The sequence below is a fragment of the Roseateles sp. P4_D2 genome (genome assembly GCF_056401875.1).
Genome location: NZ_JBFUIM010000003.1, coordinates 199,625 through 223,178, shown reverse-complemented (window position 1 = coordinate 223,178; position 23,554 = coordinate 199,625). Strand labels below are relative to the sequence as shown.

The 23,554-nt window shown below is 67.2% G+C and carries 20 protein-coding genes; 1 reads left to right on the top strand and 19 read right to left on the bottom strand.

The features are described from left to right. Positions 1-14: 14 nt before the first annotated feature. The 13 genes from folC to AC1DW0_RS06700 form a co-directional block, all read right to left on the bottom strand. Positions 15-1,325, bottom strand: coding sequence for a bifunctional tetrahydrofolate synthase/dihydrofolate synthase (gene folC / locus AC1DW0_RS06760; protein WP_457355780.1), 1,311 nt, complete (start codon positions 1,323-1,325; stop codon positions 15-17). 72 nt (positions 1,326-1,397) lie between these two features. After that, a complete protein-coding gene (gene accD / locus AC1DW0_RS06755; RefSeq protein WP_056196658.1) occupies positions 1,398-2,270 on the bottom strand; it encodes an acetyl-CoA carboxylase, carboxyltransferase subunit beta in 873 nt (290 codons plus the stop codon). Position 2,271: 1 nt separating this feature from the next. Further along, complete coding sequence (trpA, locus tag AC1DW0_RS06750; RefSeq protein ID WP_477945223.1) at positions 2,272-3,075, bottom strand: tryptophan synthase subunit alpha; 804 nt, start codon at positions 3,073-3,075, stop codon at positions 2,272-2,274. After that, positions 3,072-4,334 carry a tryptophan synthase subunit beta gene (trpB, locus tag AC1DW0_RS06745; protein WP_457355778.1) on the bottom strand — a complete coding sequence of 421 codons (1,263 nt, stop codon included), beginning with the start codon at positions 4,332-4,334 and terminating at the stop codon, positions 3,072-3,074. The genes trpA and trpB overlap by 4 nt, the downstream gene beginning before the upstream one ends. 9 nt (positions 4,335-4,343) lie before the next feature. Beyond that, a complete protein-coding gene (locus AC1DW0_RS06740; RefSeq protein WP_457355776.1) occupies positions 4,344-4,985 on the bottom strand; it encodes a phosphoribosylanthranilate isomerase in 642 nt (213 codons plus the stop codon). Next, positions 4,982-5,764 (bottom strand): tRNA pseudouridine(38-40) synthase TruA, encoded by a 783-nt coding sequence (truA, locus tag AC1DW0_RS06735; RefSeq protein ID WP_457355774.1) that lies wholly within the window; start codon positions 5,762-5,764, stop codon positions 4,982-4,984. Before truA ends, AC1DW0_RS06740 begins: the two co-directional genes overlap by 4 nt. 55 nt (positions 5,765-5,819) lie before the next feature. Beyond that, positions 5,820-8,336: a motility hub landmark protein FimV gene (locus AC1DW0_RS06730; RefSeq protein ID WP_457355772.1), complete on the bottom strand. Its 2,517-nt coding sequence runs from the start codon at positions 8,334-8,336 to the stop codon at positions 5,820-5,822. A gap of 339 nt (positions 8,337-8,675) precedes the next feature. Then, a complete protein-coding gene (gene asd, locus AC1DW0_RS06725; protein ID WP_457355771.1) occupies positions 8,676-9,788 on the bottom strand; it encodes an aspartate-semialdehyde dehydrogenase in 1,113 nt (370 codons plus the stop codon). An 86-nt stretch (positions 9,789-9,874) separates the two neighbouring features. Further along, positions 9,875-10,969, bottom strand: coding sequence for a 3-isopropylmalate dehydrogenase (leuB, locus tag AC1DW0_RS06720; RefSeq protein WP_477945222.1), 1,095 nt, complete (start codon positions 10,967-10,969; stop codon positions 9,875-9,877). A 1-nt stretch (position 10,970) separates the two neighbouring features. Further along, complete coding sequence (gene leuD / locus AC1DW0_RS06715) at positions 10,971-11,618, bottom strand: 3-isopropylmalate dehydratase small subunit (RefSeq protein WP_457355768.1); 648 nt, start codon at positions 11,616-11,618, stop codon at positions 10,971-10,973. A gap of 2 nt (positions 11,619-11,620) precedes the next feature. Further along, the gene (leuC, locus tag AC1DW0_RS06710) at positions 11,621-13,033 is read right to left on the bottom strand and encodes a 3-isopropylmalate dehydratase large subunit (RefSeq protein ID WP_457442182.1); all 1,413 of its coding nucleotides are present in this window, start codon (positions 13,031-13,033) and stop codon (positions 11,621-11,623) included. Then, positions 13,030-13,923 carry a LysR family transcriptional regulator gene (locus AC1DW0_RS06705; RefSeq protein WP_056196636.1) on the bottom strand — a complete coding sequence of 298 codons (894 nt, stop codon included), beginning with the start codon at positions 13,921-13,923 and terminating at the stop codon, positions 13,030-13,032. The genes leuC and AC1DW0_RS06705 overlap by 4 nt, the downstream gene beginning before the upstream one ends. 84 nt (positions 13,924-14,007) lie before the next feature. Then, the gene (locus tag AC1DW0_RS06700) at positions 14,008-15,345 is read right to left on the bottom strand and encodes a phospholipase C/P1 nuclease family protein (protein WP_457355764.1); all 1,338 of its coding nucleotides are present in this window, start codon (positions 15,343-15,345) and stop codon (positions 14,008-14,010) included. 304 nt (positions 15,346-15,649) lie between these two features. On the opposite strand from AC1DW0_RS06700, the gene AC1DW0_RS06695 reads away from it, so the two are divergent. Beyond that, positions 15,650-16,882 carry a Yip1 family protein gene (locus tag AC1DW0_RS06695; protein ID WP_477945221.1) on the top strand — a complete coding sequence of 411 codons (1,233 nt, stop codon included), beginning with the start codon at positions 15,650-15,652 and terminating at the stop codon, positions 16,880-16,882. 13 nt (positions 16,883-16,895) lie between these two features. On the opposite strand, the gene AC1DW0_RS06690 is transcribed toward AC1DW0_RS06695, so the two are convergent. From AC1DW0_RS06690 to AC1DW0_RS06665, 6 genes are read right to left on the bottom strand one after another with little or no spacing between them, the layout of a single operon-like run. After that, positions 16,896-17,369 carry a VOC family protein gene (locus AC1DW0_RS06690; RefSeq protein ID WP_056196628.1) on the bottom strand — a complete coding sequence of 158 codons (474 nt, stop codon included), beginning with the start codon at positions 17,367-17,369 and terminating at the stop codon, positions 16,896-16,898. A gap of 13 nt (positions 17,370-17,382) precedes the next feature. Next, the gene (locus AC1DW0_RS06685) at positions 17,383-18,480 is read right to left on the bottom strand and encodes a hypothetical protein (RefSeq protein WP_056196624.1); all 1,098 of its coding nucleotides are present in this window, start codon (positions 18,478-18,480) and stop codon (positions 17,383-17,385) included. After that, the gene (locus AC1DW0_RS06680; protein WP_477945220.1) at positions 18,480-19,685 is read right to left on the bottom strand and encodes an FAD-dependent oxidoreductase; all 1,206 of its coding nucleotides are present in this window, start codon (positions 19,683-19,685) and stop codon (positions 18,480-18,482) included. The genes AC1DW0_RS06685 and AC1DW0_RS06680 overlap by 1 nt, the downstream gene beginning before the upstream one ends. Further along, on the bottom strand, positions 19,678-21,723 hold the full coding sequence (locus AC1DW0_RS06675; RefSeq protein WP_477945219.1) for an acetyl-CoA carboxylase biotin carboxylase subunit: 2,046 nt from the start codon (positions 21,721-21,723) through the stop codon (positions 19,678-19,680). Before AC1DW0_RS06675 ends, AC1DW0_RS06680 begins: the two co-directional genes overlap by 8 nt. Positions 21,724-21,734: 11 nt before the next feature. Then, positions 21,735-22,025: a helix-hairpin-helix domain-containing protein gene (locus AC1DW0_RS06670; RefSeq protein WP_457390009.1), complete on the bottom strand. Its 291-nt coding sequence runs from the start codon at positions 22,023-22,025 to the stop codon at positions 21,735-21,737. After that, entirely contained in the window at positions 22,022-23,554 is a 1,533-nt protein-coding gene (locus AC1DW0_RS06665; protein WP_477945218.1) for an acyl-CoA carboxylase subunit beta, read from the bottom strand. The genes AC1DW0_RS06670 and AC1DW0_RS06665 overlap by 4 nt, the downstream gene beginning before the upstream one ends.

Sequence of the window (23,554 nt, the reverse complement as noted above, 5' to 3'; positions counted from 1 at the left end):
GGCAGCGTCTGGCGTCAGTGGAAGGTGGGGGGCTGGGGTGCGGTAGCACCAGCCGTCACGCGCGGCAGGCCCTGTTGAAGCACCCCGCCCACGGTGTAGAAGGAACCGAAGACGAGGATTCTATCGGCCGTGGTCGCCCCGGCCGCCGCTGCATGCAGGGCGTCCAGCGGGTTGGCATGGGTGTGCGTCGCGACATCGGGCGGCGTCTTCAGCCCGGCAGCGAGAAAGGCCGCTTCGAGCTGCTCGGCCTTGGCGGCGCGGGGAATGGCCAGGTCGGTGAAATGCCAGACGTCCACCAGCGGCGCGATCCTGGCCAGGATGCCCGCCAGGTCCTTGTCCGCCATCGCCCCAAAAACGGCATGGGTGCGCGGGAAAAAGCCCATCTGGTCCAGGTTCTGGGCCAGCGCCGCGACGGCGTGCGGATTGTGGGCGACGTCGAGCACGACGGCCGGCTGGCCGGCCAGCACCTGGAAGCGACCGGGCAGCTCGACCAAGGCCAAGCCGGTGCGCACAGCCTGGGCGCTGATGGGCAGCCGGTCGGCCAGCGCCTCGAAGGCGGCCAGCACGCCGGAAGCGTTCAGCAGCTGGTTGACGCCGCGCAGCGCCGGATAGGCCATGCCGGAGAAGCGCTTGGCTCGCCCGGCCCATTGCCATTGCGTGCGGTCACCGCTGAAGGTGAAGTCGCGGCCCAGCTGGCGCAGGTCGGCGCCGATCTCCAGGGCCCGCTCCGCCAGCGAGGCCGGCGGCATCGGGTCGCTGACGACGACGGGCCGGCCCGTGCGCATGATGCCGGCCTTCTCGCGGCCCACGCTGTCACGGTCGCTGCCGAGGAACTCGGTGTGGTCCAGATCGATGCTCGTGATGACGGCGCAGTCGGCGTCGATGACGTTGACCGCATCCAGCCGCCCGCCCAGGCCGACTTCGAGGAGTACCAGGTCCAGCGGCTCATGCTGCAGACGCCGCATGATGGCCAGCGTCGTGAACTCAAAATAGGTCAGCGTGATGTTGCCTCGGGCGGCCTCGACGGCCTCGAAGTGCGGCTCCAGCGACTCGGCCGCCACCGGTGCGCCACCCACACGGCAGCGCTCCTGGAAGTGCACGAGATGGGGCTTGATGTAGAGGCCGACGCGGTAGCCGGCGTGCAGCGCGATGGACTCCAGCATCGCGCAGGTCGAGCCCTTGCCGTTGGTGCCGGCCACGACGATGGTCGGGCAGTCGAAGGCAATGCCCAGCCGCTCGCGCACGGTCGCGACGCGGTCCAGCGTCATGTCGATGGACTTGGGGTGCAGGCGCTCGCAGTGAGCGAGCCATTCATCGAGCGTCATGGTCAAGCGTCATGGCGAAACAAAAAACAAAAGCCAGGCACGGKGCCTGGCTTGGGACCCTGCGGGCGGCGTTCAGGCGACGGCGTCCGCGCTCTGGCGTTGCAGCATGGCCAGTTGGCGCGCAATCGTCTCGCGCAGCTGGCGGCGGTCCACGATCATGTCGATGGCACCCTTCTCCATCAGGAACTCGGCACGCTGGAAGCCGGCGGGCAGCTTCTCACGCACGGTGTTCTCGATGACGCGCGGGCCGGCGAAGCCGATCAGCGCCTTGGGCTCGGCCAGCACGATGTCGCCCACGAAGGCGAAGCTGGCAGACACGCCGCCCATGGTCGGGTCGGTCAGCACGCTGATATAGGGCAACTTGGCCTTGGCCAGTCGCGTCAGCGAGGCGTTGGTCTTGGCCATCTGCATCAGGCTCAGCAGACCCTCCTGCATGCGTGCGCCGCCGGTGGCGGTGAAGCAGATGAAGGGCGTCTTCTGCTCGATGGCGGTCTCGACGCCACGCACGAAGCGCTCGCCGACCACCGAGCCCATGGAGCCGCCCATGAAGTCGAACTCGAAGCAGGCGGTCACGACCGGCACGCTCATGATGGCGCCGCCCATGACGATCAGCGCGTCAGTCTCGCCGGTGTTCTCCAGCGCTTCCTTCAGGCGGTCGGGGTACTTCTTGCTGTCCTTGAACTTCAGCGCGTCGACCGGCAGCACTTCCTGGCCGATCTCGTAGCGGCCTTCACCGTCGAGGAAGGCGTCCAGGCGCGCACGGGCGCCGATGCGATGGTGGTGCGAGCACTTGGGGCAGACGTTGATGTTCTGCTCGAGGTCGGTCTTGTAGAGCACCGTCTCGCAGCTCGGGCACTTGATCCACAGGCCCTCAGGCACCGTGCGCCGGTCGGCGAGGTCGCCCTGCTGGATCTTGGGCGGGAGCAGTTTGTCGATCCAACTCATGTCAGTTCCTCTTGTCGAGTGCGGCACGGATGTCTTGGATGAACGCCGCGCTGGTCAGGGCGACATTATCGGCTGGCTGGCGCTCCAGCAGCTCGACCAGCTTGGAGCCGATGACGACCGCGTCGGAAACGTCGGCAACGGCCCGTGCCGTCGCGCCGTCGCGGATGCCAAAACCAACGCCCACCGGCACGCTGACGTGCTGGCGGATGCGCGGCACAGCCTCGGCCACGGCCGCTGTGTTCAGGTGGCCGGCGCCGGTCACACCCTTGAGCGACACGTAATACACGTAGCCGCTGGCCAGCTTGCCGACCTGGGCCATGCGCGCCTCGGTGGACGTGGGGGCGAGCAGGAAGATCGCATCCATGTCGGCAGCGCGCAGCTTGGCAGCGAACTCCTCGCATTCCTCGGGCGGGTAGTCGACGATCAACACACCGTCCACGCCGGCGTCCTTGGCGTCGGCCACGAAGGCGTCCAGGCCATAGCGTTCGACCGGGTTGGCGTAGCCCATCAGCACCAGCGGTGTCTTGTTGTTACGAGCACGGAACTCGCGCACGAAGCCAAGCACCTTGCGCAGGCCGATACCGTTCTTCAAGGCGCGTTCACCGGCGCGCTGGATGACGGGGCCATCGGCCATCGGGTCGGAAAACGGCACGCCCAGCTCGATGACGTCGGCGCCGGCCTCGGCCATGGCCAGCAGCAGATCGACTGTTGCACTCGGGTACGGATCACCCGCGGTGACGAAGGGGATCAGCGCCTTGCGGCCGGCGGCCTTGAGCTGGTCGAAAGTGGTGGCGATGCGGCTCATTGCGCACCTCCCTTGACCATCTCGCCCGCTTGCGAAGGTCGGTCGAAATAGGCAGCACCAGACAGGTCGGCCACGGTGCCGATGTCCTTGTCGCCCCGGCCGCTGAGGTTGACCAGCAGCACCTTGTCCTGCCCAAGCGTCGGGGCGAGCTTGATGGCATGCGCGACCGCGTGGCTGGATTCCAGCGCCGGGATGATGCCTTCGGTGCGGCACAGCCGGTGGAAGGCCGACAGTGCCTCGGCGTCGGTGACGCCGACGTATTCGGCACGGCCGATGTCCTTCAAGTGAGCGTGCTCGGGGCCGACACCGGGGTAATCCAGGCCGGCCGAGATGGAATGAGTCTCGATGATCTGGCCGTCCTCGTCCTGCAGCAGGTAGGTACGGTTGCCGTGCAGCACGCCGGGGCTGCCAGCGGTCAGCGTCGCGGCATGCTTGCCACTGGCGATGCCCTGCCCTTCTGCTTCGACGCCGATGAGCCGGACTGCCTCGTGCGGGATATAGGGGTGGAAGATGCCGATGGCGTTCGAGCCACCGCCCACGCAGGCGATGACGGCGTCCGGCTGGCGGCCGGCCAGCTCGGGCATCTGCTCCAGGCACTCCAGCCCGATGACGCGCTGGAAGTCGCGCACCATCATCGGATAGGGATGCGGGCCGGCCACGGTGCCGATGATGTAGAAGGTGTTCTCGACGTTGGTGACCCAGTCGCGCATCGCCTCGTTGAGGGCGTCCTTCAGCGTCTTGCTGCCGCTCTCCACCGGCACGACGGTCGCACCGAGCAGCTTCATGCGGTAGACATTGGGCGACTGGCGCTTCACATCCTCGCTGCCCATGTAGACGACGCACTCCAGGCCGTAGCGCGCGCAGATGGTCGCCGTGGCCACGCCGTGCTGGCCGGCGCCGGTCTCGGCGATGACGCGCGGCTTGCCCATGCGCTTGGCCAGCAGGGCCTGGCCGATGACGTTGTTGATCTTGTGTGCGCCGGTGTGGTTGAGGTCCTCGCGCTTCAGGTAGACCTGCGCGCCGCCGAGTTCGCGGCTCAGGCGGTCGGCGTGATAGATCGGGCTCGGGCGGCCGACGAAGTGCTTGAGCTCCTTCTTGTACTCGGCGATGAACTCGGCGTCATTGCGGTAGTGGGCGTAGGCGTCCTTGAGCTGGTCCAGCGCATGGACGAGGGTCTCGGAGACGAAGCTGCCGCCGAAGGTCGTGGTGCCCGCATGGCGGAAATGCCCGGTCGCGTCGGGCTGGTCGTACTGGAACATGGTCTTCCTCTATCGGGTCAGTTCTGCGTCGGCGCGGCTGTCAGCGAGACGAACAGCGCGGCAGAACTCATGGATCAGGTCGGCGCTCTTGATGCCCTTGGACACCTCGACGCCGGAACTCACATCAACGGCCCAGGGCCGTACCGTCGCGATGCCATCGGCGACGTTTGCTGCATTCAACCCACCAGACAAAACGAGGCGAGAGCTGACGCTTGGAGGAATGAGTGACCAATCGAAGACCTTGCCGCCACCGCCATAACCGTCGACGTGGGCGTCGAGCAGCAGGGCCTGGGCGTTGGGAAATTGAGTGGCGAAGTTTAGCAAATCGACCCCTGGCGCCATGCGGGCGGCGCGCAGATAGGGCCGGTTGGCGCGATCGCAGTCGGCGGGCGTCTCGTCGCCGTGGAACTGGACGAGCATATTGGGCAGCGCATCGAAGCCCGCATTCAGCTCGGCGTCGGTCGCGTTGACGAACAGGCCGACCGGCGTGACGAAGGGCGGTAACAGCCTGGCCAGCGCCCTCGCCCGCTCGGGCGTCACGGCGCGCGGGCTCTTGGCGTAGAAGACGAAGCCGATAGCGTCGGCGCCGGCTTCGACGGCCGCCTCCACGTCGGCTTCACGGGTCAGGCCACAGATCTTGATTCGAGTCATGGAAGCCAATTCAGAGCCGCGACCTCGCGCGGGATGTCGAGTTCGACATCGTAGGTCGGGCCGAGAAAGTAGAGCCCATCAGGGGCAAAGGTCGGAGCCGCCACTTTGCGGTCCCGCGCGGCGAGCACGTCCGACACCCAATCCGCCGAGCGCGTACCGCTGCCGACGGCGAGGATGCAGCCCATCAGGTTGCGCACCATGTGATGCAGGAAGGCACTGGCCTCGAATTCGAAGCGCCAGTAGGCGCCGCGCCGTTGCACGCGGATCTCGCGCAGCGTCTTCACCGGCGAAGCGGCCTGGCATTCGGACGAACGGAAGGACGAGAAGTCGTGTTCGCCAATGAGGCGTCCGGCAGCGGCTTCGAGGGCGGCCTGGTCGAGCGGGCGGAACACCCAGCCACACTGCCCGGATTCGATGGCCGGCCGCACGGCGGATTCCAGCAGCAGATAGGCATAACGCCGGCCACGAGCGGAGTTTCGGGCGTGAAAGGTGTCGCCCGGAAAGCGGCACCACTGGATGGCGATGTCGGGCGGCAAGTAGCGGTTGCTGCCGCGCACCCAGGAAAACAGCTCGCGCTCGACCTCGGTGTCGAAATGGATGACCTGGTTGATGCCATGCACGCCCGCATCGGTGCGGCCGGCGCAGACCGTGCGGATGGGCTGTGCAGCGAACGCGGACAAGCCTTTTTCAAGCGCATCCTGCACGGTGCGGCCGTCCGGCTGGCTCTGCCAGCCGTTGTAGCCGCCACCGCGGTAGCTGACTCCTAGTGCGACTCTCATGGGCTCCAAGTAAAAACGCCCGGCAAGCCGGGCGTTGAAGTATCGCGGCTGAGCCTTAGCGCAGCTCGTTCAGCATGGCCTGCGCCTTGTCACGCAACGGGCCGCTGGCACGCTGGATCAGCTCCTGGAGCACTTCGCGGGCACCTTCGGTGTCACCGATCTGACGGAATTCGTCGGCCAGCTCGAGCTGACGCAGCAGCGGGTCGCCTTCGTCATCACCCAGCCCTTCGAGAGCCGCCCCCAGCACCTCGGGATTCGTCTCGCCAGGCAGCGTGGGCTCGCCGAAGTCGAAATCCAGGTCGGTGGACGCCGATGCAGGGACCGCAGGCGACGGCGGCAGCCCCCCCATGCTGCTGAGATCGAAGTTCAGGTCCGGCGCGGGGGGTGCCGTGCGGGTGCCGCGGCTGGAGATGTCGAAGTCCATCGTCATCGGCGCCTGTTCGATCGAAGCGGGCATGGCCTGGGTGGCCGCCATCGCATTCGGCGAAACCGGCTCGGGCGCATCCAGATCCAGATCAAGCGCCAGGTCGAAGCCGCTGACCGGCCCGGTGTCGGGACCGCCGCGCATCGCATCGGTCGCCATATGAGCCGCAGCCGCCGCAGCAGCGGCCGACGCGCCGCTCGGCAACGCAGTCTGGGGCAGCGTGCTGGCATTCATCGGCTCGGGGCGCAGCTCGGGGCCATCCTCGACATGAGCGGGCGCGCCGCCAGGCTGATAGAGCGGGTTGTCCGGGTCGATGCCGCGCCCCAGCTCCTGGGCCTTGCCCCAGTCCTCGCCCGAACCCTTGGTCTCGGCGTAAAGCTGCACGGCCAGTTGCTCGAAGCCCTTGGTGTCACGGCGCTTGGCGTAGACCTCCAACAACTTCAGGCGGATGGCCAGGCGCGTGGGATTGGCGCGCAGGGCTTCCTTGAGGATTTCCTCGGCCTGCAGGTCGCGGCCATAGGCCAGGTAGACGTCGGCTTCCGCGACCGGATCGACGTCACCAATCGCGTCGAGCTGGCTGAGCGAATAGCTCATCGACGACTGGCCGCTGTTCTGCGCGTCGCGCGTGTCGACGCGCTGGCCGCCGGTGCCGCCGAAGAAGGAATCGGGCTGCAGGCGGCTTTCGTGGAAGCCGGTCTCGGCTGCATGGGCCGGGCGGCGCGAGCGCAGGCGGTACAGGCCCAGGCCGCCTAGCACGGCGACGAGGACACCGGCCAGGGGCAGCACGATGGGGCTGTCGAGCAATTGCTCGATGAAGCCCGGTGGCTCGGCAGCGGGCGGCGGTGCCAGCGGTGCACTGGCGCGCGGCGCAGGACGGGACGCGGCCGCACTTGCCGCAGCCGCAACCGGCGTCGACGCAGCAGCGGATGCGGGCTCGGCAGTCGCCACGACCGGCGCGGGCAGCACCGGCGTTGCGGGCGCGGGCGCGGACGCTGTGGTGGGCGCCGGCGCCGCTGGCTTGGCCGCACTGGAGAGCTTCTTCAGCTCCTCGACATTGCGGGTCAGCTCGGCTACGCGGGCGGCGGCGTCCTTCTTCTCGGTGTCCTTGGACAGCTTGGCCTCGGCGGCGCTGGCGGCGGTGCTGCCAGCCTTGCTGAGGGTGAGCTTGTCGGGCGTCGGCGCAGCGGCGGGCTTGCGGTCCTCGACGGCGGCCTGCACCTGTCCTTTGGACTGGCGCTCGCTCCCGCTGTTTTGCAGCGTCGGCGCGGCGGAGGCCAGGCGCTGGCGGTAGGCCGAGAAATCGGCGCTCTGGGCCAGGATGACACGACGCGCTTCGGGCGCGGGCACCGCGGCCAGCGAGTCGCTGGACGGGACCTGCAACACGGCACCCGACTTCAGCAGGTTCATGTTGCCGTCGATGAAGGCGTCGGGATTGTTTCGGAACAGGCCGACCAGCATCTGGTCCAGCGAGATGCCGCTGACCTGGGTGCGCGTGGCAATCTTGGACAGCGAGTCGCCAGGGCGCACGGCGTACTCGGAGGCCGCCGTGGCCGGTGGTCGAACGGGAGCGGGTGCGGCAGCAGGCGGGCGGGCCGCGGCCACCGGCGCTGGCGCCGATGCGGAACCGTTGCGCGGCAAGGCTGAAGTCACAGCCGGCGCCGGTGCGGGAACAGCCTCGCTCGACGCAGCGGTGGCCGGCGCAGGCGCGGCGGCCACGGCCGGCGGTGCCGTGATGATCGGCGCGGGCTTGGGCAGGCTTGGCGGGTCGAACAGCAGCGTGTATTCGCGCACCAGGCGGCCACTGGACCAGCTCAATTCGAGGATGACGTCGACAAACGGCTCCTGGACCGAGCGATCACTGCTGACGCGCAGCAGGGTGCGGCCGTTGCTGCGCACGATCTGAACCTGGGTCGACGTCAGCACCGGGTTGTATTCCACGCCAGTGGCGCGGTAGGACTCGGGGGGCGCGACGCGCACCTTCAGCGTCGACGCCTCCTCGGGTGTCAGGCTGGTGACGTCGATCTCGGCGCGCATGGTCTCGCCCAGGGCCGACTGCACATTCAGCTTGCCCAGGCCAAGCGCTTGCGCACCACCGCCGGCTACGAGCAGCGCAGCAGCAAGCGCCAGATGATGGCGAGCAAATCCCATGGGTCGAACTCCCTCGAATGCGTCGCGGATGTAATCTTTCAAGGCATTCCCCAAAGCAACAAGGCGGGGCACAAAGCCCCGCCTGTCTCGATCTTCAGAACGCGCGGCACGAGCCTGGTCTGCACGCTGGTTTGCACGCTGGGCTGCACGTTATAGCCTGTGTCGAGTCTGGAATAAAAAACACAACGGCATCAAGCATATACGCTGAAATGCTCAAGGGGTACCTGATGTGTCGCTTCGTTCCAATATCGATGCCCGGGTGAACCCTAGGTCAAACCGTAAAAGACCGTAAGCAAATCATGCCTTGCGCCACGCGGGGCGCAAGGCATGTTCGGTCTATCAACGCTCGAGCAGGATGCGCAGCATGCGGCGCAGCGGCTCGGCGGCGCCCCACAGCAGCTGGTCACCGATGGTGAAGGCACCCAGGTACTCGGGGCCCATGGCCAGCTTGCGCAGGCGGCCGACGGGGATGGTCATCGTGCCAGTGACGGCCACGGGCGTCAGGTCGCGGATGGTGGCTTCGCGCGTGTTCGGCACGACCTTCACCCAGGCGTTGTCGGCGGCGATCATGGCCTCGATGTCGGCCAGGGGCACGTCCTTCTTCAGCTTGAAGGTCAGGGCCTGGCTGTGGCAGCGCATTGCGCCGACGCGGACGCAGAAGCCGTCGACGGGAATGGCGCCCGAGCCGAGGATCTTGTTGGTCTCGGCCATGCCCTTCCACTCTTCCTTGGACATGCCGTTGCCGAGGTCCTTGTCGATCCAGGGGATCAAGGAGCCGCCCAGCGGCACGCCAAAGTTGGCCACCTCGTCGGGCGACAGCGTGCGCTGCTTCTCGGCCAACAGGCGGTCGATGTCGAGGATGGCACTCTTCGGGTCGTCCAGCAGCGACCTGACCGACGCGTTCAGCGTGCCGTACTGGGTCAGCAGTTCGCGCATGTGCTGGGCACCGCCGCCGGAAGCGGCCTGGTAGGTCTGGGTGGACATCCACTCAACGAGGCCAGCCTTGTACAGCGCGCCCACGCCCATCAGCATGCAGCTGACGGTGCAGTTGCCGCCGATCCAGTTCTTGCCGCCGTTGCTCAGCGCCTGGTCGATGACCGGGCGGTTGACGGGGTCCAGGATGATGACGGCGTCATCGGCCATGCGCAGGGTCGAGGCGGCGTCGATCCAGTGGCCGGCCCAGCCCGCGGCGCGTAGCTTGGGGTAGACCTCGGTCGTGTAGTCGCCGCCCTGGGCGGTGATGATGATGTCGCAGCGCTTGAGCTGTTCGATGTCGAAGGCGTTCTGCAGCGACTTCTCGTTCTTGGCCTGGACCGGGGCGGCGCCGCCGGCGTTGGACGTCGAGAAGAACAGCGGCTCGATCAGGTCGAAATCGCGTTCAGTGGTCATGCGCTCCATGAGCACCGAGCCCACCATGCCGCGCCAGCCTACGAGGCCTACCAAGGTCGTCATCATCATTCCTTTGCTTCACCAAACCCCATCCACTTTGGGCCCCGGCTCGTTCGCCGGGGTTTGGTGGGGCGAGACGAGACGGAGCTTTAGCTCTTGACGGTTTTCGTGGTCGTAATGGCTTTGACGACTGCGTCGCCCATCTCGATGGTCGTGACCTTCGAGGTGCCTTCGGACCAGATGTCGGCAGTGCGCAAGCCCTGGGCCAGCACCGATTGCACGGCCTGCTCGATACGAGCGGCAGCGTCGGCTTGGTTGAGGGAGAACTTGAGCATCATGGCAGCGGACAGGATTGTAGCCAGAGGATTGGCGATGCCCTTGCCTGCGATGTCCGGCGCGCTGCCGTGGCTGGGTTCGTAGAGGCCCTTGTTGTTGGCGTCCAACGAGGCCGACGGCAGCATGCCGATGGACCCGGTCAGCATCGCGGCTTCATCGGACAGGATGTCGCCGAACATGTTGCCGGTCACGACGACGTCGAACTTCTTCGGCGCCTTGACGAGCTGCATGGCTGCGTTGTCCACGTACATATGGTCCAGCTCGACGTCGGGGTACTGGGCGTGGACTTCGATGACGATGTCCTTCCAGAACTGCGAGGTCTCCAGCACATTGGCCTTGTCGACGCTGGTCAGGCGCTTGCCGCGCTTGCGGGCGGCCTGGAAGGCAACGTGGGCGATGCGCTCGATCTCGGGACGCGAGTAGCGCATCGTGTCGAAGGCTTCGTCGGCGCCGGGGAAGTGGCCGTCCACGGCCGTGCGGCGGCCGCGCGGCTGGCCGAAGTAGATGTCGCCGGTCAGTTCGCGAATCAGCAGGATGTCGAGGCCCGCCACCAGCTCAGGCTTCAGCGACGAGGCGTGCGTGAGCTGCTCGTAGCAGATGGCCGGGCGGAAGTTGGCGAACAGGCCCAGCGCCTTGCGCAGGCCCAAGATGGCCTGCTCGGGGCGCAGCGAGCGCTCCAGCTTGTCGTATTTCCAGTCGCCCACGGCGCCGAACAGTACGGCGTCGGCTTCCTGGGCCAGCTTCAGCGTGGCGGGCGGCAGCGGGTGGCCGCTGGTCTCGTAGGCCTTGCCGCCGACGTCGGCCCAGTCGAGCTGCAAAGGCAGGTCCAGCGCCTTCAGCACCTTGACGGCCTCGGCCATGATTTCTGGGCCGATGCCGTCGCCCGGCAGTACTGCAATCTTCTTCATCTCAAATCACTCGGTTGTTCAGCCAGGGCTTGGCGGCAATGCGCTGAGCCTCGTAGGCGCGGATCTTGTCGGTGTGCTGCAGCGTCAGGCCGATTTCATCCAGGCCGCCGATCAGGCACTCCTTACGGAAGGGCTCGATGTCGAACGGGAGCTCGGCACCGTCGGGCTTGACCACCACCTGGCGCGGCAGGTCGACGACCAGCTGGTAGCCGGGGAAGGCATAGACCTCGTCGAACAGGCGCGCGATGGCGCTTTCCGGCAGGACGATGGGCAGCAGGCCGTTCTTGAAGCAGTTGTTGAAGAAGATGTCGGCGAAGCTCGGCGCCAGGATGGCGCGGAAGCCGTACTGCTGCAACGCCCAGGGCGCGTGCTCGCGGCTGGAACCACAGCCGAAGTTGCTGCGCGCGACCAGCACGCTGGCGCCGGCATAGCGCGGCTGGTTCAGCACGAAGTCGGGGTTGGGCTGGCGGCTGGCGGGGTCCTGGCCAGGCTCGCCATGGTCCAGATAGCGCCATTCGTCGAACAGGTTGGGGCCGAAGCCGCTGCGCTTGATCGACTTCAGAAACTGCTTGGGAATGATGGCGTCGGTGTCGACGTTGTCGCGGTCCATGGGCGCGACCAGCCCTTTGTGGATGGTGAACTTGTCCATGATCAGCTCAGGGTACGAACGTCGACAAAGTGGCCGGTCATCGCGGCCGCTGCGGCCATGGCGGGACTGACGAGATGGGTGCGACCACCGGCACCCTGGCGGCCTTCGAAATTGCGGTTGCTGGTCGACGCGCAGCGCTCGCCCGGCTCCAGGCGGTCGGCGTTCATGGCCAGGCACATGGAGCAGCCCGGCTCTCGCCACTCAAAGCCGGCGGCCTTGAAGACCTGGTCCAGGCCTTCGGCTTCGGCTTGCGCCTTGACGAGGCCGGAACCCGGCACAACCAGGGCCAGCTTGATGTTCTTGGCCAGCCGGCCACCGACACGGCGCACGACGGCCGCAGCCTCGCGCATGTCCTCGATGCGGCTGTTGGTGCAGGAGCCGATGAAGACCTTGTCGACATGGATGTCGCTGATGGCCTTGTTGGGTTCCAGCGCCATGTAGGTCAGCGCGCGCTCGATGGCGCCGCGCTTGACGGCGTCCTTTTCCTTGTCGGGGTCGGGCACGCGGTCGTCGATGGCCAGCACCATCTCGGGCGAGGTGCCCCAGCTGACTTGCGGGCGGATCTGCGCGGCGTCGAGCTCGACGACCTTGTCGAAATGGGCGCCGGGATCCGAATGCAGCGTGCGCCAGTAGGCGACGGCCTGGTCCCACTCCACGCCCTGCGGGGAAAAGGGGCGGCCTTTCACGTAGGCAATGGTCGTTTCGTCCACGCCGATGAGCCCGGCGCGCGCACCGGCCTCGATGGCCATGTTGCAGACGGTCATGCGACCTTCCATCGAGAGTGAGCGGATAGCCGCGCCCGCAAACTCGATGGTGTAGCCGTTGCCGCCGGCCGTGCCGATCTTGCCGATGATGGCCAGCACGATGTCCTTGGCGCCGACGCCCTTGGGGCATTGGCCTTCGACCTTGACGAGCAGGTTCTTGGCCTTCTTGGCCGACAGCGTCTGCGTGGCCAGCACATGCTCGACCTCGCTGGTGCCGATGCCATGTGCCAGCGCGCCGAAGGCGCCGTGCGTGGACGTGTGGCTGTCGCCGCAGACGACCGTCATGCCCGGCAGCGTCGCGCCCTGCTCGGGGCCGATGACGTGCACGATGCCCTGGCGCTTGTCGTTCATCTTGAACTGCGTGATGCCGACGCGGTCGCAGTTGGCGTCCAGCGTGTCGACCTGCAGGCGCGAGATCGGGTCGGCAATGCCTTGCGAGCGATCCGTCGTCGGCACGTTGTGATCGCTGACGGCGAGGTTGGCGCTCAAGCGCCAGACCTTGCGGCCGGCCAGGTCCAGGCCTTCAAAGGCCTGCGGGCTGGTCACCTCATGGACGAGGTGGCGGTCGATGTAGAGCAGTGCCGTGCCATCCGGCTCGGAGTGCACGACATGCTCATCCCAGAGCTTGTCGTAGAGGGTTCTTGAAGTCATTGCTTCTCTCGAGGAATCAGGGTGTCCACGAAGCGTTGCACCACGGTGGGCAGACGCTGCTGGCGCAGCACACCCAATACATATTCGCGCTCGGCCCACGGCTCTTCAAGCCGCAGGCAGCGCACGCCGAAGACGCGCGTGAAGCGCTCGGCCGGTTGCTCGGGCAGCACGGCCACGCCCAGGCCAGCCTCGACGAGCTGGGCGATGGCATCAAAGCCACGCACCTGCCAGCGCGCATTCAGCGTCTTGCCGCGTGCCGCCGCCTGCTCGCGCATCAGCTCTTGGGCGCTGGCACCGGCATGCAGGCCGATGAGGTCATAAGCCAGCAGGTCGTCGAAGGTGACTTCCTCGCGCTGGGCCAGCGGGTGCTTCAAGGGCACGAGCGCCGCGAGGCGACCGTGCGCAAACGTCCACGTCTGCAGCCGGTTGTCCAGCAGAGGCGGCGAGAACACACCGATGTCGGCACGCCCTTCCGCCACCGCGGCCTGGGCCTCGGCGCTGGTCAGGTCTTCCAGGCTGATGCGGATCTGGCTGTGCGCCTGCGAGAAACCCACCAGATGCGGCGGCAGCGCCTCGGTGATGGCACTGCTGTTGGCGGCGATGCGCAGATGGCCCTTGATGCCGCGCGAAAACTCCATGACCTCGGTCTCGAGTGCGTAGAGGGATGCGTGCAGCGAACGGATATGGCGCACCAAGGCGCGGCCGGCCTCGGTAGGTTCGACCCCCCTCGCGCGCCGCTCAAAGAGCTGCACGCCGAGGCGGCTTTCCAGGTCAGACAGGCGCTTGCTGGCGGCTGCCAGCGCCAGGTGTTCCTGGGCGGCGCCGCGCGTGATCGAGCGGGTCTGCTCGATGGCGAGCACGAGATTGAGAGTGGTGAGGTCGTGGCGCATGTTGATCGTCCAACTCCAGCATAGCCTTCGTGAAGATAGAGATTCTGCGCCAGAAAACGACTGGCGTTTCGTGGTTTGCGAAGATCAATGCGGCGCGCTGGCCTGCTTCAACATCCCACGCAGTGCGTTGCGGCTGTGCGCGCCGAAATGGCCCAGCAGCTCGGCGATGGCCCGGTGCAAGGCATCGCGTTGACCCTGCAGGTCGCGCGCCAGCTCGGGGCCGAACTGGGCTTCGTTGGCAGCAAAGTCCAAATTGGGGTCAGTGACGAATTTCGCCGGCGCGCCGACCACGACGGCTGCATCCGTCGCCGGCCCGGCCTTGAACGCCTCGGCCGCGACGATGTCGCGTACATAGTCGAAACCCCAGGCCGGGTAGTGACCGTCGCGGGTGGCGTCGCGCAGCGCGAGCTCCAGCGGGCCATCGCGACGCTGCTGCGCGTTGTCGATGATCCAGCGCGTCTGGAACTGCTCCAGCACGAAATGGCGGTTGCTTTGCAGCACGACCAATCCCTGGCGATCTGCCGGCGCGCCCAGCTGGGCCTTGAGGTTGACCCACATCATGTGGCTCAGCGTCGCGCCCGGCGCTGCGCTGGAGTGATAAGGCTGCGTCAGGTCCTCGACATGGTGCAGGGCCATGCCCGCAAAGCGCCAACCCCAATAGGCATGGCCGCTCTGCCAGGCCAACGCGGCCAATGCGCTGTACTGCTGCACGCGCAACTCGGTGAAGGTGCGCGCAAAGCTGGGCGCCAGGGTGTTGAAGACGGCGCCCTGGTGAAAGAAGCCCATGTGAAAAGGAGCCTGCGAGCCGATGGCAACGGCCGCGTTCCCGAAAGGCTGCTTGCCGAAGCCGTAAGCCGGGTCGGCCGGGCTGCCCGGGTTGTCGTCAAAGAGATTGAGGTCGTGGCCGTAGTCGGGCTCGTCGCAGGCCGAGGCCAGCACGGCCAGCGGCGCGACGGTCTCGCCGGGCTGCAGTGTGACGAAGCGCTGGGTCGCGCCCTTGCCCGGGGTGGCGGCACTGACCACGCCGACATCCAGTGCAGGGCGGCTGGCGTCGGGGTTGCGCGGGTCGATCTGCAGATAGAGGGCCAGCCTGGCCTGGGGCGACAGGCGCAGCGCGCGCAGGAAGGCAGCGCGTCGCTCGTCATCGCTGCGTTTGGCATCGGCCACAAAGCGCAGCGCCTCGGGCCGGGGGGCATGCCCCTTCAGGCGCTCGCGCAGCAAAGCCTCCTGAGCGTCGAGCCGAGCGGCGATGGCCACTTCCTGGTCGCGAAGGAAGTCGACGAGAGGTTCGGCCTTCACGACCGCAACGTTCGCAACCTCGGGCATGCGCTCGAAGGCGCGGTAGCACATGGGGGTGTGGTTGCCCCAGGCCTGCGCGAGGGTCGGCAACAGCAGGGCGAACAGGACGTGGAGGAGGCGCATCGGCGGCAGCGGCATGAGAAGCCGCGCATTCTGGCCCGTGCTGAGCAAACCCTTGCGACCGAACTCGCGAAACGGCTTGTGGCCCCCTCGCCTTCCGGTGTGCCACGGGCCGGTGAGCCCAGCGCGGCACGCGCAAGTTTTGCTGCTTGCAGATTACGGGCGGGTACGGTTTCGCAGAAGCGGCGATTCGGGAAGCACGGCTTCGCCAACGCCAAAGACGTCAGCGCCGCGAGCGGCTTCATGAAAGCCCCATGTGCCACGCAGGTGCCGGCTTCTACGATGCGGCACCCCTGCGGAGATCGCCATGATTCTGGTTCAGCGCATCCAAGACATCCTGCTCAAGCCCAAGGACACCTGGCCGCAGATCGCCCAGGAGACCGCCACGGTGCAGTCCCTGTACAAGGAATGGCTGCTCATCCTGGCGGCGATACCGGCGGTGGCGGGCTTCATCGGCATGTCGGTGATCGGAATGGGTGGCTTCGGCATCAGCTTCCGCGTGCCTTTCGTGAGCGGCCTGGTGCATATGGTGGTGGGCTATGTGCTGTCGCTGGGCATGGTCTACCTGCTTTCGCTGCTGGTGAACGCGCTGGCGCCCACCTTCGGCGGCACGCCCGACCCCCTGGCCGCGCTCAAGCTGGTGGCGTATGGCTGCACGGCTGGCTTCGTGGGCGGGGTGTTCCAGCTCCTGCCCTCGCTGAGCGTGCTGGGCCTGCTGTGCGGGCTCTATTCGATCTACCTCATCTACCTCGGGCTGCCAGTGCTGATGCGCAACCCGCCGGAGAAGTCCGCCGGCTACACCGCCGTGGTCGTGGTGGCGGGCATCGTGGCCGGGTTGGTGGTGGGCGCGGTGAGCAGCGCAGTACTCGGCATGGGCAGCTGGGGCGGCGGGCATCAGGGTAGCGGCTCGGTGACGCTCAAGGGCCCGGGCGGCGACGTCACCCTCGACACCAGCAAGATGGACGCGGCCGCCAAGCGCATGGAGGCGCTGGGCAAACGCATGGAGGAGGCTCAGGCCAAGGGAGACAGCACTGCAGCGGGCAAGGCGCTGAGCGAGATGATGGGCGCTGTGACGGGTGCGACCGGGGGGGCCAAGCCGATGCCGGCCGCGGACCTCAAGGCGCTGCTGCCTGAGACTCTCGGCGACTTCAAGCGCACCAGTGTCGAGGCCCAGAGCGGCGGCGCGATCGGCATCAACTCGTCATCCGCCCGGGCCCGCTATGGCAATGGCGACAAGTCCATCAGCCTGGACATCACCGACATGGGCAGCCTCGCCGGCATGGCCAACCTCGCCGGCTGGGCCAACATGACGCTCGACAAGGAGGCCGATGGCCGCATCGAGCGCGTGTTCAAGCAGGGCGACCGCACGGTGCGCGAGGACTATCGCAAGGATGGCTCGCACGCCGAGGTGTCGGTGCTGCTGCCCAACGGCGTCATCGTCGAGGCCAAGGGCGAGCAGGTCGGCATCGACCAGCTGCGCGGCGTCATCAGCGGCGTCGACCTCAACAAGCTCGCCACCACAGCGCGCCAGCCCGGCTGAGCGCAGCCGCCTTTCAACCCAGTGCTGCAATCACCTCGGGCGGTGCTTGCACCAGCTCGATCAGCACGCCCTCTCCGCCGATGGGGAACTCATCGTTGCTCTTCGGGTGGATGAAGCAGATGTCGTAACCGGCCGCGCCCTTGCGGATGCCGCCGGGCGCAAAGCGAACGCCCTGCGCCGTCATGGCAGCCACGGCCGCTGGCAGGTCGTCCACCCACAGGCCGATGTGGTTCAACGGCGTGGCATGCACGGCCGGTTTCTTCTCCGGGTCCAGCGGCTGCATCAGGTCCACCTCGACGGCATGCACGCCCTGCCCCAGCGTGCAGATGTCCTCATCGACGTTCTCGCGCTCGCTCTTGAAATTGCCGGTCACCGGCACGCCCAGCAGGTCCACCCACAGGCGGCGCAGCTTGTCCTTGTCCAGGCCGCCGATGGCGATCTGCTGCAGGCCGAGGACTTGGAAGGGACGGGGCGTGGCTTGGGTCATGGCGTGACTCGCGTCAGGTTGTGGGGGGCTGGAGGCGCTGCTGCAGCCTGTCCAGAAGGGCCAAGGCGATGGGCAATCCTTGCCAGCCGGCATCGCCGGGCATACAGCGCTGCAGCGCCTCATCGGAGTGGGTCAGCGGTGCCGCCATGAAAGCGTAGCGGCGGCTCAGCGTCTCGTCGCCCACCAGTTCCAGGAAGCGCAGGTGCAGGTAGAGGGCGAACAGCGGTTTGGTGTGGTGGCTGCCGATGCTGGTGCCACCGACATGCCAGACCGGCGCCTCGCTGGCCATGGGCACGAAGCGCGGCGTCCAGCCCTCTGCCTGGGCCACGATCAGCAGCACGTGCAGGGTGTCGAAGAAGCCCTGGTAGGGCTTCAGGTAGCTGCGCGGCCCGAGATGCAGTTGTGCAAAAGGCTCGGCCACCGAGGCCGGTGCGCGACGGTACAAGCGCGCGTCGACCTGCCAGCGCTCCATCAGCTCGCGCAGCACCGGGGCGTTGAGGAAGAGCAGATGCGTCAGCGGATAGGCCAGGCCGGTCTCCTCGCTGCGGGCCTCGAAGCAGCTGACCATGCTGTCCCGCCCCGTGGGCAGCAAGCGCGGCAGCAGGCCGCCGTCAAAGACGTAGGCGTCATGGTCGAGGATGCCAAAGCTGGCGCCCTCGGTGCGCAGCAGCAGGCTGACGACCGCGCCATGCGGTGCACTGGACGCCGGCAGCGTCGGCAGCACATGCAGGGGCAGCGTCGGGAAGCGCCGCGCCAGCCATTGCCGTTCCCAGCGCCGGGCGCCGTTCGCCAGCAGCACCAGCTGTGCGCTGTCCACGAGCAGGCTCAGGCAGGGCTGCAGGAAATGCAGCGTCTGCGGCATCACGATGACGTAAAGCCGCGGCCGGCCGTCTTGCGGCAGCCGCTGCTGGAACTCGGCGCAGCGCCGCGCGCCGGCAGTGCCGCTCAGCAGCGCCGCATTGCAGGGCTGGGCCAGTGCGCGCCAGGCGCGCAGCAGCACGGCCGCCGGCAACTGCCACAGCAGCGCCTGGGCCTTGCCGAAGCCGCGCTGGCGCAGCGGCGCCAGCGCGGCCCGCAGCACACGCAGATGGGCGAACAGGCCGAAGCGCATCAGCAGCCGGCCAGCTTGAGCCGCCCCCAGAGCCAGCCGGTCTTGTAGCCGGCCAGCACCGCGATGGACTGCTGGTGGACATAGGGCAGTCGCCCGCCCCAGCCGAAGAAGCGGTCGCGCAGCCAGGGCGCGACAACGGCGTGGGACTGGAACATCGGCGTCAGGCCCTTGCTGGCCTGACCGTAGAAGCGCAGGTGGGCGCGGCGGCGGCGGCCGTAGCGCTCGAACACGCCGGGCCAGTCGCCACCGACCTCGCTCGCCAGCTCGTGCGCATCGATCAGCGCCATGTTGGCGCCCTGCCCCAGCTGCGGGCTCATGCCATGGGCGCAGTCACCAATGGCCAGCACGCGGCCGTCATGCCAGCGCGCCATGTGGACATCGGCGTAGCGGGCTTCACGCAACTGCCCGGCATCGCGCAGGCCGGCCAGCAGCGGCAAGACGTCGGGAAAGAGCTCGGCCATCTGCTGCTTGATGCGATCCAGCCCAACGCGCTCGCGCCAACCTTCAAGTTCGGCGACGGGCAGACTCCAGAACAGGTTGATGCCTCGTGCGCCATCGGCGTGATCGGCCCTGCCGACCGGCATCAGGCCGATCATCTGCGAGGCCGATCGGAAGCGCTGGCGCAGCTCGATCTGAGGGAAAACAGGCGGCGCCGGCAGCACGGTCCAGACGGCGCCCCAGGGGAAGGCGCGCGCATGCTGGCTGACCTTCATGCCTTCGCGCAGCCTGGAGAAGCTGCCGTTGGCGAGGATCAACGCGGCATGGCGAGCCTTGGCTCCGCCGGACAAACGCAAGGTGACGCCGGCCTCGTCCTGCTCGAAGCCTTCAACCAGCGCGCCGCAATGCCAGCGGACGCCGAGCTCGCGCACGCGCTTCCACAGCATGCCCATCAACGCGCCGCGCTGGATGCCCAGGCCATAGGCCTCAGGATGGAAGCGCCGGTAGCTCATGTCCAGCACCGCGCGGCCCGAGGGCGTGTCGCCGAACAAGCGGTCTACCCGCGTACCCAGCGCCAGCGCCTCGTCCAGCAGCCCCATGGCCGTGAGCACGCGCTGGCCGGTGGGCTGAAGCAGCAGGCCCGCACCGATGGGTTTGGGCTCGGGCACGGCCTCGTACAGATCAACAGCGACGCCGCGCTCGGCCAGACGAATCGCTGCGGCCGCGCCGGCGACACCGGCGCCGACGATGGCGACGGATTCAGGCAAAGCGCAGGATGGGCTGGTCTACCGACAGGCTCTCGCCCGGCTTGGCCAACACCTCGGCGACGGTCACGTCCTGCGCGGCGGTCAGGATGTTCTCCATCTTCATCGCCTCGATGACCGCCAGCCGCTCACCGGCCTGAACCGTCTGGCCGACCTGCGCAACTAGGTGCACGAGCAGCCCGGGCATGGGCGACAGCAGCAGTTTGGAGGTGTCCGGCGGTGCCTTGTAGGGCATCAACGTCTGCAATTCGGCCGCGCGCGGGCTCAGCACGGTCAGCTCGATCAACAGGCCGCCATGGTGGATGCGATAGGCCAGCGGGTTCTTCGCCGTGCCGCGCTCAGCCTGGGCGGTAAAGGCCAGGCCATTGACGGTGCCGGTGATGCGCACGTCGTTCAGGCGGGAGCTGGAAACGATGCGGTAGTCCTTGCCGCCCACCTGCACGCGTGCCTCGCCCAGCGCGCCCGCGTATTCGCTGATGTGCAGCGCATGGCGCTCGCTGTGGCCAGCGCCGAGATTGACGACGGCAACGTAGTCGTGCTCGATCTGCACCTCGTGGCCGCGCAACTGGCCGCTGATGCCGGCCTCGCGCTCACGTGCCTTGCGGCGGATGAAGCCGGCCAGCGCGACAAGGAAGAGCGGGTCGTCATGCGGCACATCCTCGGCCTTGAAGCCGCCGGCGTAGTGCTGGGCGATGAAGCCGGTGTTGAAGTCGCCGCTCGCAAAGTCCGGGTGGGCCAGCAGCGCCGCCTGGAAGGGGATGTTGCTGGACACGCCGCGGATGACGAAGCCGTTCAGCGCCTCGCGCATCTTGGCGATGGCTTCGGCCCGGTCGCGGCCGTGCACGATGAGCTTGGCGATCATCGAGTCGTAGAACATCGGGATCTCGCCGCCCTCGTAGACGCCGGTGTCCACGCGCACGCCAAAGCGCTGCGGCTCGGCCTGCGTCATCGTCGTCTCGGGCGGCTGGTAGCGCACCAGGCGGCCGGTGCTGGGCAGGAAGTTGCGGAAGGGGTCTTCCGCATTGATGCGGCATTCGATGGCCCAACCTTCGCGCTTGATCTGCTCCTGCGTGAATGACAGCGGCTCGCCGGCGGCGACGCGGATCATCTGCTCGACGAGGTCCAACCCCGTGATGCACTCGGTGACCGGATGCTCCACCTGCAGCCGCGTGTTCATTTCCAGGAAGTAGAAGCCCTGGTCCTTGCCGACGACGAACTCCACCGTGCCGGCGCTCTGGTAGTTCACCGCCTTTGCCAGTTGCACCGCCTGCTCTCCCATCGCGCGGCGCGTGGCCTCGCTGATAAAGGGCGACGGCGCCTCCTCGATGACCTTCTGGTGGCGGCGCTGGATGGAGCATTCGCGCTCCCACAGGTAGACGACGCTGCCCTGTGAATCGCCCAGCACCTGGATCTCGATGTGGCGCGGTTCCTCGACGAACTTCTCGATGAAGACGCGGTCGTCGCCAAAGCTGTTGCGCGCCTCGTTGCGGCAGGACGTGAAGCCCTCGAAGGCTTCCTTGTCGTTGAAGGCCACCCGCAGGCCCTTGCCACCACCGCCGGCGCTGGCCTTGATCATGACTGGGTAGCCGATGCGCGCCGCGATGCCCACGGCCTCCTCGGCCGACAGGATGGGTTCGTTGTGCCCGGGAATGGTGTTGACGCCGGCCGCGGTCGCCAGCTTCTTGGACGCGATCTTGTCGCCCATCGCGGCGATGGAGCCGTGCTTGGGACCGATGAAGACCAGGCCCTCCTCCTCGACGCGACGCGCGAACTCTTCGTTCTCGGACAGGAAGCCGTAGCCGGGGTGGATGGCCTGCGCACCCGTCTGCTTGGCGGCGCTAATGATCTTGTCGGCGACAAGATAGCTCTCGCGCGACGGCGCGGGGCCGAGCAGCACGGCCTCGTCGGCCAGGTCGACGTGGCGGGCGTCCTTGTCGGCTTCGGAATAGACGGCGACGGTAGCGATGCCCATCTTCCTTGCCGTGGCGATGACCCGGCAGGCGATCTCACCCCGGTTGGCAATCAGGATCTTGGTAAACATGAGGTGCCTCGTTATTTCGTTTTCGCGAGCAGCTTCTTGCGCTGTTCGGTGAAGTGCCACCACGGCTGGGCAGGCCCGCCGTTCATGAAATCGTGGGCGGCCATGAAGGTGTCGAGCACGCAGGGGTCATGGCGCTGGCCCATCGGGTCGCGCAGGCGGTCGTAGGTCTTCATCGGGTCCATGCGCTTCACGTCTGCGGGCGTCGCGATGCCCAGGCCGATCAGGTCGGCTTCCATCGCCTTGCCGATGTTGGGGATGTCGGTGAGGCGCTTGGCTTCAGCGGCGCAGCTTGCCTTGCTCACAGCGGAATGTTCCCGTGCTTGCGCCACGGGTTCTCCAGCTTCTTGTCCTTCAGCATCGACAGGCTGCGGCAGATGCGTTTGCGCGTCTCGTGCGGCTGGATGACGTCGTCGATGAAGCCGCGGCTGCCGGCGATGAAGGGGTTGGCGAAGCGGGCCTTGTACTCGGCCTCGCGGGCGGCGAGCTTGGCTGGATCACCCTTGTCCTCGCGGAAGATGATCTCCACCGCGCCCTTGGCGCCCATCACGGCGATCTCGGCGTTGGGCCAGGCGAAGTTGACGTCGCCGCGCAGGTGCTTGGAGGCCATCACGTCGTAGGCGCCACCGTAGGCCTTGCGGGTGATGACGGTGATCTTGGGCACCGTGCACTCGGCGTACGCATACAGCAGCTTGGCGCCATGCTTGATGATGCCGCTGTACTCCTGTGAGGTGCCAGGCATGAAGCCGGGCACGTCGACGAAAGTGACGACCGGGATGTTGAACGCGTCGCAGAAGCGCACGAAGCGCGCGGCCTTGATGCTGCTCTTGATGTCCAGGCAGCCGGCCAGCACCAGCGGCTGGTTGGCGACGATGCCCACCGTCTGGCCTTCCATGCGCGCAAAGCCGGTGACGATGTTCTTGGCGTAGTCGGGCTGCAGCTCGAAGAAGTCACCGTCGTCGACGACCTTGAGGATCAGTTCCTTGATGTCATAGGGCTTGTTCGGGTTCTCGGGCACCAGCGTGTCCAGCGACATGTCCAGCCGATTGGCCGGGTCGCCGCTCGGGCGGCATGGCGCCTTCTCGCGGTTGGACAGCGGCAGGTAGTTGAAGAAGCGGCGCAGCATCAGCAGCGCCTCGACATCGTTCTCGAACGACAGGTCAGCCACGCCGCTGCGGCTGTTGTGCGTGGTGGCGCCGCCCAGTTCCTCGGCGGTCACTTCCTCGTGCGTCACGGTCTTCACGACCTCGGGGCCGGTGACGAACATATAGCTGCTGTCCCGCACCATGAAGATGAAGTCGGTCATCGCCGGCGAGTAGACCGCGCCGCCGGCGCAGGGGCCCATGATCATGCTGATCTGCGGGATGACGCCGGAGGCCATCACATTGCGCTGGAACACGTCGGCATAACCGCCCAGGGACGCGACACCTTCCTGGATGCGCGCGCCGCCCGAATCGTTCAGGCCGATGACCGGGGCACCGACCTTCATGGCCTGGTCCATCACCTTGCAGATCTTCTCGGCATGGGCTTCGGAGAGCGCGCCGCCGAAGACCGTGAAGTCCTGGCTGAAGGCGAAGGCCAGGCGCCCGTTGATCATGCCGTAGCCGGTCACGACGCCGTCGCCGGGGATCTTGTTGTCCTGCATGCCGAAGTCCACGCAGCGGTGCTCGACGAACATGTCCCATTCCTCGAAGCTGCCTTCGTCGAACAGCAGCTCCAGCCGTTCGCGCGCCGTCAACTTGCCCTTGGCGTGCTGGGCGGCAATGCGCTTCTCGCCACCGCCGAGCCGCGCACGGGCGCGCTTGGCTTCGAGTGCTTGCAGGATGTCTTGCAT

Excerpts from the sequence above, each read along its gene's own strand:
- trpA (WP_477945223.1), bottom strand. The coding sequence starts at position 3,075 with ATGAGCCGCATCGCCACCACTTTCGACCAGCTCAAGGCCGCCGGCCGC.
- AC1DW0_RS06705 (WP_056196636.1), bottom strand. The coding sequence starts at position 13,923 with ATGCGCCACGACCTCACCACTCTCAATCTCGTGCTCGCCATCGAGCAG.
- AC1DW0_RS06700 (WP_457355764.1), bottom strand. The coding sequence starts at position 15,345 with ATGCGCCTCCTCCACGTCCTGTTCGCCCTGCTGTTGCCGACCCTCGCG.
- AC1DW0_RS06695 (WP_477945221.1), top strand. The coding sequence starts at position 15,650 with ATGATTCTGGTTCAGCGCATCCAAGACATCCTGCTCAAGCCCAAGGAC.
- leuB (WP_477945222.1), bottom strand. The coding sequence starts at position 10,969 with ATGAAGAAGATTGCAGTACTGCCGGGCGACGGCATCGGCCCAGAAATC.
- AC1DW0_RS06675 (WP_477945219.1), bottom strand. The coding sequence starts at position 21,723 with ATGTTTACCAAGATCCTGATTGCCAACCGGGGTGAGATCGCCTGCCGG.
- AC1DW0_RS06685 (WP_056196624.1), bottom strand. The coding sequence starts at position 18,480 with ATGCGCTTCGGCCTGTTCGCCCATCTGCGTGTGCTGCGGGCCGCGCTG.
- truA (WP_457355774.1), bottom strand. The coding sequence starts at position 5,764 with ATGAGAGTCGCACTAGGAGTCAGCTACCGCGGTGGCGGCTACAACGGC.
- folC (WP_457355780.1), bottom strand. The coding sequence starts at position 1,325 with ATGACGCTCGATGAATGGCTCGCTCACTGCGAGCGCCTGCACCCCAAG.
- AC1DW0_RS06665 (WP_477945218.1), bottom strand. The coding sequence starts at position 23,554 with ATGCAAGACATCCTGCAAGCACTCGAAGCCAAGCGCGCCCGTGCGCGG.
- leuC (WP_457442182.1), bottom strand. The coding sequence starts at position 13,033 with ATGACTTCAAGAACCCTCTACGACAAGCTCTGGGATGAGCATGTCGTG.
- AC1DW0_RS06730 (WP_457355772.1), bottom strand. The coding sequence starts at position 8,336 with ATGGGATTTGCTCGCCATCATCTGGCGCTTGCTGCTGCGCTGCTCGTA.
- accD (WP_056196658.1), bottom strand. The coding sequence starts at position 2,270 with ATGAGTTGGATCGACAAACTGCTCCCGCCCAAGATCCAGCAGGGCGAC.
- AC1DW0_RS06740 (WP_457355776.1), bottom strand. The coding sequence starts at position 4,985 with ATGACTCGAATCAAGATCTGTGGCCTGACCCGTGAAGCCGACGTGGAG.
- asd (WP_457355771.1), bottom strand. The coding sequence starts at position 9,788 with ATGACGACCTTGGTAGGCCTCGTAGGCTGGCGCGGCATGGTGGGCTCG.
- leuD (WP_457355768.1), bottom strand. The coding sequence starts at position 11,618 with ATGGACAAGTTCACCATCCACAAAGGGCTGGTCGCGCCCATGGACCGC.
- trpB (WP_457355778.1), bottom strand. The coding sequence starts at position 4,334 with ATGTTCCAGTACGACCAGCCCGACGCGACCGGGCATTTCCGCCATGCG.
- AC1DW0_RS06690 (WP_056196628.1), bottom strand. The coding sequence starts at position 17,369 with ATGACCCAAGCCACGCCCCGTCCCTTCCAAGTCCTCGGCCTGCAGCAG.